Annotated in this window: 12 protein-coding genes; 9 read left to right on the forward strand and 3 right to left on the reverse strand. The window is 38.7% G+C overall.

Features of this window, described 5'->3' with window-relative positions:
* The first annotated feature begins 385 nt into the window (after window positions 1–385).
* The 4 genes from IEU81_RS00245 to IEU81_RS00260 all read left to right on the forward strand — a co-directional run bounded on the left by IEU81_RS00245 (window position 386) and on the right by IEU81_RS00260 (window position 6,127).
* Window positions 386–964 carry a sugar phosphate isomerase family gene (locus IEU81_RS00245; RefSeq protein ID WP_092598961.1) on the forward strand — a complete coding sequence of 193 codons (579 nt, stop codon included), beginning with the start codon at window positions 386–388 and terminating at the stop codon, window positions 962–964.
* Between the two features lie 73 nt (window positions 965–1,037).
* Window positions 1,038–2,426, forward strand: coding sequence for a class II fumarate hydratase (gene fumC, locus IEU81_RS00250; RefSeq protein WP_092598964.1), 1,389 nt, complete (start codon window positions 1,038–1,040; stop codon window positions 2,424–2,426).
* Window positions 2,427–2,436: 10 nt separating this feature from the next.
* Entirely contained in the window at window positions 2,437–3,963 is a 1,527-nt protein-coding gene (locus IEU81_RS00255) for a Ppx/GppA family phosphatase (RefSeq protein ID WP_092598967.1), read from the forward strand.
* 40 nt (window positions 3,964–4,003) lie between these two features.
* On the forward strand, window positions 4,004–6,127 hold the full coding sequence (locus IEU81_RS00260; RefSeq protein WP_092598970.1) for an RNA degradosome polyphosphate kinase: 2,124 nt from the start codon (window positions 4,004–4,006) through the stop codon (window positions 6,125–6,127).
* Window positions 6,128–6,204: 77 nt separating this feature from the next.
* Here the strand turns inward: IEU81_RS00260 and IEU81_RS00265 are convergent, their stop codons facing one another.
* From IEU81_RS00265 to IEU81_RS00275, 3 genes are read right to left on the reverse strand one after another with little or no spacing between them, the layout of a single operon-like run.
* A complete protein-coding gene (locus IEU81_RS00265) occupies window positions 6,205–7,020 on the reverse strand; it encodes an RluA family pseudouridine synthase (RefSeq protein WP_092598973.1) in 816 nt (271 codons plus the stop codon).
* A gap of 1 nt (window position 7,021) precedes the next feature.
* A complete protein-coding gene (locus IEU81_RS00270; protein WP_092598976.1) occupies window positions 7,022–7,516 on the reverse strand; it encodes a thioredoxin family protein in 495 nt (164 codons plus the stop codon).
* A 20-nt stretch (window positions 7,517–7,536) separates the two neighbouring features.
* Window positions 7,537–7,944 carry a disulfide oxidoreductase gene (locus IEU81_RS00275; RefSeq protein WP_092598979.1) on the reverse strand — a complete coding sequence of 136 codons (408 nt, stop codon included), beginning with the start codon at window positions 7,942–7,944 and terminating at the stop codon, window positions 7,537–7,539.
* Between the two features lie 112 nt (window positions 7,945–8,056).
* On the opposite strand from IEU81_RS00275, the gene IEU81_RS00280 reads away from it, so the two are divergent.
* The 5 genes from IEU81_RS00280 (at window position 8,057) to IEU81_RS00300 (ending at window position 13,154) form a co-directional block, all read left to right on the forward strand.
* The gene (locus tag IEU81_RS00280) at window positions 8,057–9,166 is read left to right on the forward strand and encodes a GAF domain-containing sensor histidine kinase (RefSeq protein WP_176760650.1); all 1,110 of its coding nucleotides are present in this window, start codon (window positions 8,057–8,059) and stop codon (window positions 9,164–9,166) included.
* Window positions 9,167–9,799, forward strand: a complete 633-nt coding sequence (locus IEU81_RS00285) for a response regulator (protein WP_092598985.1) — start codon at window positions 9,167–9,169, stop codon at window positions 9,797–9,799.
* Between the two features lie 156 nt (window positions 9,800–9,955).
* Window positions 9,956–11,278, forward strand: coding sequence for a dicarboxylate/amino acid:cation symporter (locus IEU81_RS00290; protein WP_092598988.1), 1,323 nt, complete (start codon window positions 9,956–9,958; stop codon window positions 11,276–11,278).
* Between the two features lie 215 nt (window positions 11,279–11,493).
* Entirely contained in the window at window positions 11,494–11,940 is a 447-nt protein-coding gene (locus IEU81_RS00295) for a helix-turn-helix transcriptional regulator (RefSeq protein WP_186089752.1), read from the forward strand.
* An 83-nt stretch (window positions 11,941–12,023) separates the two neighbouring features.
* Window positions 12,024–13,154 (forward strand): DUF445 family protein, encoded by a 1,131-nt coding sequence (locus IEU81_RS00300; protein ID WP_092598994.1) that lies wholly within the window; start codon window positions 12,024–12,026, stop codon window positions 13,152–13,154.
* Window positions 13,155–13,194 lie beyond the last annotated feature (40 nt).

Below are 13,194 nucleotides of genomic sequence, written 5' to 3' on the forward strand. Positions count from 1 at the left end.
ATAAATTAAAAAAAGCTGAGCAGCATAATGCCGCTCAGCTTGAAAAATTGAATTGAATAAAACTATTCTCTAATTTTTTTCTCCCCGTCATCTTTATATCCCCATTCAGTCTCGCGACCTGCAGTAAGAATTGAAGTCAGGAAGGCTATACAAACCATTAAAATAAGAAATGCTTTCATTATTGATTTGCCCCCAGTACATAGATTAATTACATTTATTATAAACCATTATGCAAAGATTAAAAAGCCTTAGTTGAAAAAAACATGTGACTCATGACTAAATTATTATTTCTTAGCCGGATTACGTTATTTTAATTACAGATTAGGGTAAGATAAATGTAATATAAGATTATATAATAATGCATCGATTATTGGAGGATAAAATTATGGCAATGAATTTTAAAATATTTGAAACGAAAGAACTGACAGACATCTTTGCTGCGGATTTATTGCGCAAGCAGATCCACAACAATCCGGAAAGTATTTTAGCACTTGATGTAAACGAAGATTTAACTCAGGCTTATCAAAAATTTGTCGGTGAAGTAAAAAATCATCCTGCAGATTTATCAGAAGTACAGATTTATGCTGTAGGTTCGGAAGGGCTGGATGTATTTAAAAATCTGGATATTCCATCGTCTCAATTAAACAGCGGCGGTACTGCAGATGACCTTGACAATAAGGGTAAGAAAAAAGTCAATGTTGCGCTGCTTAATTTGAATGCCAATAAAAAAGTTGGATTTAACAATGATAATGATGAATTACTGAAAGCAAAAGAACTCTTTATTTATGCAACGGGGAAAGATAAGAGTGATGTTGTCAGAAGGCTGTATGATGCAGAACTTGAAGGCAGCGGTATGCTTAGTGAAATAAAAAGTCACCGCATGGTCACAGTGGTAATTGATAAAGACGCAGCAGGCGGATTAGACCAAGATATAGTAGAATATTACACTTATAAGTTTGCATAGCTTTTTCTTAATGAATCCTTTCGCAATATAGTATAGACTAGTAATGAATACTATATTTCGGGGGGATTTTTGTATGTCATTTAGAATAGAGCACGATACAATTGGTGAAATTAAGGTGCCTGCTGATAAGTTTTGGGCAGCTCAAACAGAAAGAAGCCGCCAGAATTTTCCGGTAGGCAAAGAAAAAATGCCGATTGAAGTCATTGTTGCATTTGCGCATTTAAAAAAAGCCGCAGCAATTGTTAATAATGAATTAGGGAAATTACCAGATGTGAAAAAAGATGCGATTGTCCATGCTTGTGATAAAGTCATTGCACGCGAACTGGACGAGCATTTCCCGCTTGTCGTATGGCAAACAGGAAGCGGAACACAGAGCAATATGAACGTCAATGAAGTCGTGAGCTATGTAGCGAACGACTATCTTAAAGAACACGGCAGTGATGAAGTTGTGCATCCCAATGATGATGTGAACAAATCACAGAGTTCAAACGATACATATCCTACTGCGATGTACGTTGCGCTCAGCCAGGCAATCGAACATCAGCTGATGCCTTCACTGGATAAACTGCACAATACATTTGCAGAAAAACAAGAAGCGTTCAAAGATATTATTAAAATTGGACGTACGCACTTACAAGATGCCACACCGCTTACTCTGGGCCAGGAAATCAGCGGTTGGGCATACATGCTTGAAAAATCTAAAGAGCTAATCAGCCAGTCTAAAGCACAGCTGGCTAACCTTGCGATCGGCGGTACTGCTGTCGGAACAGGTATTAACGCCCATCCTGAGTTCGGTACTAAAGTGGCAGCACAGCTTGAAAAACAAACGGGGCTGACATTTGTGTCATCACCTAATAAGTTCCACGCTTTATCTTCATATGATGAAGTGGTTTACGTTCACGGTTCATTAAAAGCACTTGCTGCAGACTTAATGAAAATTGCCAACGATGTCAGATGGCTGTCTTCAGGTCCGCGTGCAGGTCTGGCTGAAATTGAAATTCCAGCTAACGAACCGGGATCTTCAATCATGCCGGGCAAAGTCAACCCGACTCAGTCTGAGATGCTGACTATGGTTGTTGCACAAGTATTCGGTAACGATACAGCTGTCGGCTTCGGTGCCTCACAGGGGAACTTCGAACTGAACGTATTTAAACCGGTTATTTTATTTAATACCTTGCAGTCTATTTACCTGCTTGCTGACGGAATGAGCAGTTTCAATGATAACTGTGCGGTAGGAATTGAACCGATTGCTGAAAACATAGATAAATATTTAAATAATTCATTAATGCTTGTGACTGCATTAAATCCGCATATCGGCTATGAAAATGCTGCTAAAATTGCTAAAAATGCACACGCTAAAGGAATCACATTAAAAGAATCTGCGCTTGATTCAGGATTACTGACAGAAGAACAGTATGACGAATGGATTAAACCGGAAGACATGATTCACTCTAAAGAGTAGGGGTTTTTCGATGAAAAAAATAAGCTTAATAGATATCGGATCCAACACGATTCGACTTGTACTTTTTGAATACACAGAAAAACACGGCATAAAAGAAATCAGAAACATTAAAACACCAGCGCGTTTAGCTCAGTACATCGATGCAGACGGCTATATGGCTGAAGAAGGTGTATCAGCACTGCTGAAAATTTTACACAGTTTTAAACAGATTTCCGAAAAATATCATATAACTGATATTTATCCTATGGCGACTGCTGCTATTAGACAGTCTAAAAACCGTGAAGATATTTTAAAGCGCATCAAGGCGGAACTTGATCTTGATGCTAAAATTATCAGCGGAGAAATGGAAGCAGCGCTTGGTTTTGAAGCGGCTGTCCATACAATCAGCTACTGTGATGCCGTGACAATCGATATCGGCGGGGGAAGTACAGAGCTTACTTTTTACGAAGATAAAGAAATTATTTACAGTATCAGTTTGTCTTTCGGTGTTGTGACTTTAAATAAAATGTTTTTTGAAGGCAAAGACCACAATGATAAATCAGCAATTAAAGACACTAAAAAGTTTGTTGAGGACGAACTGAACAAAGTGAACTGGCTCCGTGACAGAAAAGTACCTATTTTAGCCATTGGAGGGAGTGCGCGTAATATTGCGCGCATCCACCAGGCTTTAATCAGCTATCCGATAGCGGGTGTTCATGGTTATACGATGGAAAAAGAAGATTTACATGATGTGTATAAACTTCTTAAAACGACAGATACAGAAAATCTGGATGATATCGACGGGCTAAGTAAAGACCGTGCAGATATTATTTTACCGAGCAGTATCGTCTTTAAAACGCTGTTTGATGTTGTCGGGGCAAATGAGTTTAAATTCAGCCGAAAAGGGCTGCGTGAAGGCATGGCTATGAAGATTATCAGCAAAGATTTCCCGGTCGCATTTAATAAATACAGAGTGTTTGAAGACTCAATAGAACAGCTGGCAAATGATTTTAATCTCGATGAAACAGACAGCAGAAAACGGACTGAAATTGTTGATCGCTTGTATCATGAGCTGGAAAGACTCGGTATTTTATCGTTGTCAAAAACGAATAAAATGATTATGAAACATGCTGCAGGGATTTATTATTTAGGGGACTTTATCGATAGAGATGCGTCCAGTCAGCATACTTACTATTTAATTTCCAACAGTAATATTAACGGGATTATTCACCGTGACCGGGTCAAATTAGCGCTGATCGCCAGTTATAAAAATAAAACTCTGCTGGATTTTTACGCTAAAGAAACGGGCTGGTTCGATGATGAAGAGCTGAGTGAAATTCAGGCGCTCGGTTCACTTGTTAAATTTGCAAATGCTTTAAATATTTCTAATACGGAAATTGTGGACAGTTTGAAAATGTCTGTTTCTGGAGATGACTTCAGACTGGATATTAAATATAACGGAGATCCGATCGCAGAAGAGTATCATGCTGTACGTCAGAAGAAGCATATTGAAAAAATTCTCGGCGGTAATTTGTGGATAGAATTTACAGAATCTTAATATTCATACGCTATAATATTCAAGGGTCAGGAGGATTATTATGTCTTATAAATTAAATGATAAATCATATTATAATAACCGGGAATTAAGCTGGTTGCGTTTTAATTACAGAGTATTAGCTGAAGCAGACGATACGCGTAATCCTCTTCTTGAGCGATTAAAATTTATAGCAATCACAAGTTCTAATCTCGATGAATTTTTTATGGTCAGAGTTGCCGGTTTAAAAGACCAGGTAAAAATGAACTATGCAGAACCGGATACTAAAACCGGAATGACGCCTGAAGAACAGCTTCAGGGTATCGGAGAACTTAACCGTGAAAACTGCCGTATTCAATACGAATCGTATCATGCATTGATGAGCGAATTAGAGGATTTGAATGTCTTTATCAGAAGACCGCATCAGCTTGCAAAACCATTGCAGGATAAGCTGGAAAATCTATTTGATGAAGAAATTCTGCCATCATTAACACCGCTTGGTATCGATGCTTACCGGCCGTTTCCTAAGCTGATGAATAAAAAAATTAATATATTCGTCGACTTATCTAATGAAGTGGGCAAGCAGACAGCAATTGTTCAGCTGCCGACTGTCATTAAACGATTTTATGAATTGTCTCATGAAGGGAAAACATACTTTGTTCTTGCTGAAGACATTATTGAAGAGTATGTGTATAAATTGTTTAACGGCTATCAAATCGACAGAACATTCCCGTTTAGAATTACTAGAAATGCAGATTTAACAATACATGAAGAAGGCGCTGCAGATTTACTTATTGAAATTGAGCGTTTCTTAAAAGAACGAACAAAAGGTGCGGCAGTCCGTCTGGAAATAGACAGAAGCCGGGATGAAACGATTAATGGATCATTTTTAGAGAGCCAGCTGTCACTTCATCCTGAAGATGTGTACCGTTTTGACGGACCGCTGGATTTAACTTTCCTGTTTGAATTAACAAGCAAGTTAAAAGAACGATTTCCAAATCTGCTGTTCAAACCTTTCTTCCCTCAGCAGCCTAAGTTTTTAGGCAGCAGAGATGTGTATGAAACGGCGTTGAAGGAAGATATATTTTTCCATCATCCGTATGAATCATTCCAGCCGATCGTGGAATTTGTTCAGCAAGCCGCGACGGATAAAGATGTTCTGGCAATCAAACAGACCCTTTACCGCGTATCGAGTGACTCACCAATTATTGAATCATTAAAATTAGCAGCAGAAAACGGCAAACAGGTGACTGTGCTGGTAGAGTTAAAAGCGCGTTTTGATGAAGAAAATAATGTACATTGGGCAAAAGAACTTGAAGATGCCGGCTGTCATGTAATTTACGGTATGAACTATTTAAAAACACACAGTAAAATTACACTAGTTGTTAAAAAAGTGAATAAAAAAATAGTGAAATTCGTCCATTTAGGTACCGGCAACTATAATGATTCAACGGCAAAACAGTACACTGATATGGGAATTATTACGACAGATCCGAATATCGGTGACGATGCAGTCAACTTCTTTAACTATTTAAGCGGTTATTCACTTAAACCAGAATATAAAGAACTGCATGTCGCGCCATTTGAAATCCGCGATATGTTTGCAGAACGTATCGACTTGGAAATTGAAAGTCATAAAAAACACGGCAACGGCTACATCTTTGCCAAAATGAACTCACTAACAGATAAGAGAATTATCGATAAATTGCTGCAAGCTTCGCAAGAAGGTATAAAAGTGGACTTAGTCATTCGCGGTATATGCTGTATGAAGCCGGGTATTAAAGGTGTCAGCGACAATATCCGTGTCATCAGTGTTGTCGGCAGATTTCTAGAACACTCCAGAATCTATTATTTCTATCATAATGGAGATAAGAAAATGTTCCTATCATCAGCAGATATGATGACGAGAAATATGATTAAGCGTGTTGAAATATTATTCCCGATTAACGATCCGAGAATTGTGGAAGAATTAATTGAAATCAATAATCTATTCCTCCATGACAATGTCAAGGCACGCAGACAGCTGTCTGACGGGACTTATGAATATGTTAAAAATGACTTGCCGCCATTGAGTGTTCAGGATGAACTGATGAAACGTGCGGTAGAAAATGGAGAACAGAAGAAAACTGAAATGCTGCAGGAACACAGCAATATACTGGAACGGATTAAAAGCCGATTCAGAAAATAAGCTGTACAAATATGCTGCCCGAATCGGGCAGCATATTTTTTATTAAATAAATATCTATCTTCCAGTCCAGATTTAAGTTAGATATCCAGACTGACACTGATTTCTTCATCAGTAATCGGGTGTTTGAATGAAACCTTATAGCCGTATAAGTGCAGGTAGGGTGACGGTGGTCCGCCATACAGTTTATCCCCGACCAGCGGGGCATTTAAGTGCTTCATATGTGCACGGATTTGGTGCGTGCGTCCCGTTTCCAGTTCAATAATCAGTTCTTCATATTTGTCGGTCACTTTTTTATCGATAATATGAGTGACTGCTGATTTTCCAGTTCTTGTGACATGAAAAATATTCGTATGCGGCTTTTTACCCAGCGGCGCGTTTACTGTCTGGACTGCGATCTTACTGTTTTTCTTCACATGACCCATGTAAACACGTTTAATTTGGTTTTCTGCCAGCATATAATCCAGCATTTTCTTCATATAGGCATTTTTAGCCATCAGGACAATACCTGTTGTATCGACGTCTAAACGGTGCACAGCTTCAACATATGCGCTGTGCACGGTGTTGATGACATCATTTACAAGCGTATTTTGTTCAGAAGCTTCATTTGGATGAACTTTTTGACCGGGCGGCTTAGATGCAATCAGCAGGTTTTCATCTTCAAATAGAATGACAGCTTGTTTGCTGCTCTTCTTATAGCTGCTCGCTTCACTGAAATCAGGGAGAATCACCGTGTCGCCTTCAGCAAGTTCTGCTTTTAACGAATTTTGCTTATCGTTGATCAAAATGTCTTTAGACATGCGCAGCCAGTGCATTTCTTTTTTAGGAATATGAAGCGCAATCAGCGTATCTTCCAGAGTGAACTGGTTAAACTTCTGAGGTACAGTAAATTTCATCTTATTCTCCCGCAGCTGCTGTCATAAATTCTTCAAAACCGTCAACTGATCCAGGGTTACCTTCAAGGCGTTCAACTTCTTCGCCGTTTTCATAGTAAACTAAAGTTGGTGTTGCGCTGATGTTGTACGTTTCCCAAGCCTGGTCATATTCTAATACGTTAAGCTGAGTAACTTCGCCGTCGATGCTGTCGAGTGCATCAGTCAGCATTGGTGTCGCTGCCTGACAGTGCTGGCATGTCGGACTCCAGAAGTATACGAACTCACCTTCACCTGAGTTTACGATTTCTTCAACTTCTGCAGGTGTTTTGTTGCTTTGGTAATCTTCGTCTTCAAGTTTGTCGATTGTCGGACCGCTCAGTTCTTCAGGTTCTTTATCAGTATATGGATAATACGCATAGTCCTCTGCTGATTTTTCATTGCCGCCAATAACAACAGCAATAATAATGAATGCTACTACGATTAAACCGATAATGCCGTAAAATATTTTGTTGCCCATAAGTTAATAACTCCTATTCTTTAATCTTTTTTAATGAAAAATGATAAAATGAAAATAATGATAAAAGCAGTCAATGCAAGTAGCGGGATCGTAATGAATCCAGCCCAATTTATATATTGCACTGTACAGGAAACACCCATACAAGAATTGCCGCTCTCACCGAGTGCCGGGATTTTCTGGAGTGCATAGTGATACGTTGACATAAGTATACCAATACCGCTCATCACGCGTACATAGAGGCGGACATGGCTGTCATCTTTTATAATTCCGATAAAAGATAAAATGACAATCGGGTACATTAATATGCGCTGATACCAGCACATCTCGCACGGTTCATACATTCTGATTTCACTGAAATACAGAGAACCGAGTGTGGCGAGCAATGACACGATAAAAATCATTTGCATGTAAAGTTTGTTACTTTTCATATCAGTGCCTGACCTTTCATTATTATTTTGTAACTTACTATTTTATTATAAGTGAAAACGGCTATTTTAAGTGTAACAAATTTCGTACAATTTATTTAAAGAGGGGATAATGATGAAAAGCAAGCTCCAGCTCTTAAAAGATATCGCTGAATTTTTAAATACAGAAACGCATCGCCAGTCTATGATCGACGGTGCTTTAAAAATGCTGATTGATCATTCCAATTTTAACACAGGCTGGATATTTTTTATAAATGAAGATGGAAAACATGAACTGAGTGCACATTATCAGCTGCCTCCGACGCTTCAAAATGAAAATCATACCTACTTACGGAATGATAAATGCTGGTGCGTCAATAAGTTCAATAAAGGGGAGTTATCCAATGCAACGAATATCGTTGCATGCTCAAGGCTGGAAAAAGCTGCGAGAGAAATACCGGATGAAAATAATGGTATTACACATCATGCGACGGTGCCGCTAATTTCAGGGGATGAAACTTTCGGCTTGCTAAATGTGGCGAGTCCCTATACTAAAGAGTTTCAAAAGGATGAGCTGGATTTGCTCGAGTCAGTCGCTTTCCAGCTGGGTTCGACTTTAAAAAGACTGGACTTAACGACGCGCGAAAAAGAAAATATGATTATTAAAGAACGTCAGCGCCTGGCGAGAGAATTACACGATTCAGTGAATCAGATGCTCTTTTCTATCGGTATTACTTCACACGCAGGAAAATCATTGAAAGACTCAGCTCAAAGCGGCCTTGCTTTTGAAAGAATTGAAAATACATCTAAGTATGCCATGAAAGAAATGAAGGCTTTAATATGGCAGTTAAAACCAATCGGTCTTGAAAATGGCATGATCGAAGCGGTGAAGCACTATGCCAGAATTCTCGAATTGGACATAGAAATCACAATGAACGGCTTCTACAATATAGAAGATGATATGGAAATAGAACTTTACAGAATTATTCAGGAAGGTCTGAATAATATTAGGAAGCACTCAGGAACTAAGAATGGTGAGGTGCTGATCGAGATTTCAGAAGAAGAATTGCTGCTCGTTATTAGTGATAAAGGAAACGGCTTTAATCCTGCTGAAACGAATGGCATGAGCCACGGACTGACAAATATGCACGAACGTGTTCACAAGATGAATGGAAAGCTGGAAATCCAATCTGAAATCAATTTGGGAACGACTTTAATGACACGTTTGAAACTCGGAGGGAATTAAATGTATAACATTATTTTAACGGATGATCATCAAGTCGTAAGAGAGGGCATGAAGTTTTTGCTGTCTACGACTTCTGATATCAATGTAGTAGAAGATTTCGACAGCGGTGCTGAAACACTTAAATATTTGGAAACACATCACGATGAGATTCACCTGGTTTTAATCGATCTTGTCATGCCTGAAATGGACGGCATTGAACTGACTAAGTTAATGAAAGAAAAATATAAAAATATTAAGGTGCTCGTTCTGTCCAGCTATACAAGTGAAGAATATATTCATCCTGTTTTTCGAGCGGGGGCGGACGGCTACATCATTAAAGAAATGGAAGTAGATGAGCTGATTGGCTCAATTAAAAGTGTGATAGAAGGGGACAGGGTAATCCACCCTGATATTCTGAAAGTTATCGACAAGACCGGCGATATGCCGCATGAAAGAAATGGACTGTCAAAAAGAGAAACTGAAGTGCTGAAAGAAATCGTCAAAGGCAAGTCGAATAAAGAAATCAGCGAAGCACTCTTTGTGAGTGAAAAAACTGTAAAAACTCATGTCAGCCACATATTGAATAAATTGGAAGTTTCTGATCGGACCCAGGCAGTGATTTATGCAATAAAATTCAATATTATCGATTTTTAGTGTATATTCACAATAAAACTTTCTCCCTTGAAAACGCTTCACCAAGCGTTTTCAAGGGCTTTGTTAGAGATTTCATTCTTATTTTTATGGACAAATCTGTAAACGGCAAAGTATACTTGGATATATATTCAGAGATATAAGTTAAGGGGGATACACATGAAGGTAGGTAACAAACTCACACTCTATATTGTAATCGCTTTAATTGCCGGTATAGCAGTGGGTTCAATATTTAATACAATGGCGGATGCCGCTTGGGTACAATGGATAGATCAGTATATTTTTAACGTTTTAGGACAGATATTCTTAAACCTTATATTTATGGTTGTAGTGCCTGTCGTATTCATCTCTATAGTTCTTGGTGTTGTCAGTGTCGGCGACCCGAAAACATTAGGATTAATCGGAATCAAAACAATGATCTTTTACTTAGCAACAACAGCGATTGCAATTTCATTAGCAATCGGGATTGCATTAGTACTCCAGCCGGGTGAAGGTCAGGCGGACTTACTGAATACCGAAGAAGTATCGGAGTACCGCTCGACTGAACTTGAAGGCGGAGATACAGAACTCGCTATGGAAACGACGTTTGACCAGACATTAATTAATATCATTCCGGATAACTTATTTATGGCAATGGCGGAGCAGAACATGCTTCAGATTATCGCTTTCGCTATTTTCATCGGTGTCGGACTAATTGCAGTTAAAGAAAAAGCAAGCGGTATAATTAAGCTGTTTGAACAGGCGAATGAAGTGATCATGTGGATTGTACTGGCGATTATGAAATACTTTGCAGCGCTCGGTGCATTCGGTTTAGTCGCAACAGCATTTACACAGGCGGGCTTCGGCGCAATTCAGCAGCTCGGTATGTACTTTATCTGTGTGCTGCTGGCACTATTCATTCACTTTGCAGTAGTGTACGGTTCTGTCGTACAGTTCCTTGGTAAACATAGTTTCGTATGGTTTATTAAACAGTTTATGCCTGCGATGACAGTGGCATTCAGTACATCATCATCCAGTGCCGTATTACCGGTATCATTGGAAACTGCACAGAATAAATTAGGTATCAGAAAGAGTATTTCATCTTTCGTACAGCCTTTAGGTGCAACGGTGAACATGGACGGTACAGCAATTATGCAAGGGGTGGCGACAGTATTTATCGCACAGCTGTCCGGAATTGATTTAACAATCGGCCAAATGGCGACAGTTGTTATTATCGCGACGATTGCTAGTATTGGTACAGCAGGTGTACCAGGTGTCGGCCTTGTTATGCTGGCGATGGTACTGACAGCGGTTGGACTTGATCCTGCTGCCATCGGTATTATTATCGGTATTGACCGTCTGCTTGATATGACTCGTACATCAGTCAATATTACAGGTGATGCGACAATCGCACTCGTCATTGATCACCAGCAAAACGTTAAAGAAGGCAAGTTCATTAAAGGACAAAGTAAATATGTCGAAGGTGAAATTGTAAATAAATAAGTACATCTAAGTATGAATGAGAACTGAGACTTCTCATTCATACTTTTTTTGTTTTTAAGCAGAATGAAAGAAAATGTTCAATAGTGAATAATTAGTGAATTTTTTCCTAATCTCTTTAAAATGTAATGATTATCAATTACAATGTATATCAGGTAAATTGATATACGAGCATGATTGATTAGTTTTAATCGCAGTGCTATGAAGGGACGATTTTAATGGATAAGCAGGAATTTACAGAAATTCTACAGTCGAAGTTCAAGATAGTAAGAACGGAGGCTGGATACACCCAGGATGCTATGAGTCATACCATTGGATTATCCAAAAAGACGCTGGTACAAATAGAAAAAGAGCGGATCTTGCCTAACTGGACAACATGTGTTTCGCTTTGTGCACTGTTTAGAGATAGTGAAGTACTGACGAATATTTTTGGCGGCGATCCGTTGGAGCTGACACAAGTGTTGTCACGCGGCTCAGCGATATACCCAAACTATGATAAAGAAAATATATACTGGGAAACACTCGAATCGAATAACGGTTACAAAATGGAATTCAACAAAACAAATTCTATTTACAGAGTATTAAATGCAAATAACCAGCCGGTTCACGCATCTTATATTGAAAGAGAAATACGCACTTACTTTGAACGTAAAAGCAATCGATAAATTAAAGCACCCAGCAGGGTGCTTTTTCTTTTATTTATGTAAATAGTAATATATAGTTATGTAGTTGAATAAGAGGTGAGAATATGAATCCAGTCATTCAGGTTCTTCTGATGGCACTGATCGGTGCACTGATCGGGGGAATGACTAATACAATCGCAATTAAGATGCTTTTTAGACCGTACGAAGCCAAATATTTATTTGGCAAACGGCTGCCGTTTACACCGGGCGTCATTCCAATGAGACGTGAGGAAGCTTCGGCTAAACTTGGCGATATCATTACGGGTCACTTATTAACTCCGGAAGTATTCGAAGAAAAACTGAAGAGTCCGGAAACTGATCAATTGATTATGCATTTCATTGACAGACAAATAGAAACAATTGAGACAGAACGTCTGACACCGTCATATTTTTTAGAACGATTGTCTTCAGGCTTGACTGATAAAATTGTTTTATCTTTTAATGAAGAAATACGTTTAAAAGTGTCTGAAGAAGGCAATAAGCTCTATGGCAGAACCATTGACGATATAATGCCGCCGGACGCTTTAAATGCTGTCGACAGCAAAGTTGCGCATTTGGCTTATGATATCAATGACAAATTGGTTCAATATATATCATCGGATAAAGGATACAGCGATATTTACACTATGGTGGATGAGCTTACAGAAAACCGCGGCCGCCTGGCACGGAGTTTGAAGTACATTATGACGAAAGACTCGCTCACTGAACGTGTTCAGTCCGAACTGCTGAAACTCATTCAGCAGGAAAAAATGATTAATATTGAAAACCGCGTGATTGAAGATGAATATAATAAAATAAAGCAGAGCGAATTGCAGGAACTGACGACGCATTCAGATCTGGATAATATTTTAAACAGTATAATCAAGGTGCTGCAGGAAAAAATTGATATTAGAGAAATATTAAACACACCGATTACAGACTTTAACAAAGAACTGTTTGACCGTTTTAAAAACTATGGAAAATACCAGCTGAAAGATAACTTTATCGAGTATTCAGGAAAAAATATGAGCAAGATCATGAATAAATTGCAGCTGGCTGAAGTGATTAAAAAACAAATCGACAGTTTTGAACTTTCCAAAATGGAATCGCTCGTCATGGATGTTGCCAATAAAGAGTTCAAAATGATTATGCTGCTCGGCTATGTGCTCGGCGGAATTGTCGGAGTCGTACAAGGTGTAATAGTATTGTTTTTCTAAATAGTAAATTTGTGTTAATGTAACACTATCAAACTAAAAG

This window comes from Jeotgalicoccus aerolatus, assembly GCF_014635205.1.
GTDB classification, from domain to species: Bacteria; Bacillota; Bacilli; order Staphylococcales; family Salinicoccaceae; genus Jeotgalicoccus; species Jeotgalicoccus aerolatus.

What these genes read in the sequence shown, in the direction of transcription:
- IEU81_RS00295 (WP_186089752.1), top strand. Translation starts at nt 11,494, where the DNA reads ATGGATAAGCAGGAATTTACAGAAATTCTACAGTCGAAGTTCAAGATA.
- IEU81_RS00300 (WP_092598994.1), top strand. Translation starts at nt 12,024, where the DNA reads ATGAATCCAGTCATTCAGGTTCTTCTGATGGCACTGATCGGTGCACTG.
- fumC (WP_092598964.1), top strand. Translation starts at nt 1,038, where the DNA reads ATGTCATTTAGAATAGAGCACGATACAATTGGTGAAATTAAGGTGCCT.
- IEU81_RS00280 (WP_176760650.1), top strand. Translation starts at nt 8,057, where the DNA reads ATGAAAAGCAAGCTCCAGCTCTTAAAAGATATCGCTGAATTTTTAAAT.
- IEU81_RS00285 (WP_092598985.1), top strand. Translation starts at nt 9,167, where the DNA reads ATGTATAACATTATTTTAACGGATGATCATCAAGTCGTAAGAGAGGGC.
- IEU81_RS00275 (WP_092598979.1), bottom strand. Translation starts at nt 7,944, where the DNA reads ATGAAAAGTAACAAACTTTACATGCAAATGATTTTTATCGTGTCATTG.
- IEU81_RS00245 (WP_092598961.1), top strand. Translation starts at nt 386, where the DNA reads ATGGCAATGAATTTTAAAATATTTGAAACGAAAGAACTGACAGACATC.
- IEU81_RS00265 (WP_092598973.1), bottom strand. Translation starts at nt 7,020, where the DNA reads ATGAAATTTACTGTACCTCAGAAGTTTAACCAGTTCACTCTGGAAGAT.
- IEU81_RS00290 (WP_092598988.1), top strand. Translation starts at nt 9,956, where the DNA reads ATGAAGGTAGGTAACAAACTCACACTCTATATTGTAATCGCTTTAATT.
- IEU81_RS00260 (WP_092598970.1), top strand. Translation starts at nt 4,004, where the DNA reads ATGTCTTATAAATTAAATGATAAATCATATTATAATAACCGGGAATTA.
- IEU81_RS00255 (WP_092598967.1), top strand. Translation starts at nt 2,437, where the DNA reads ATGAAAAAAATAAGCTTAATAGATATCGGATCCAACACGATTCGACTT.
- IEU81_RS00270 (WP_092598976.1), bottom strand. Translation starts at nt 7,516, where the DNA reads ATGGGCAACAAAATATTTTACGGCATTATCGGTTTAATCGTAGTAGCA.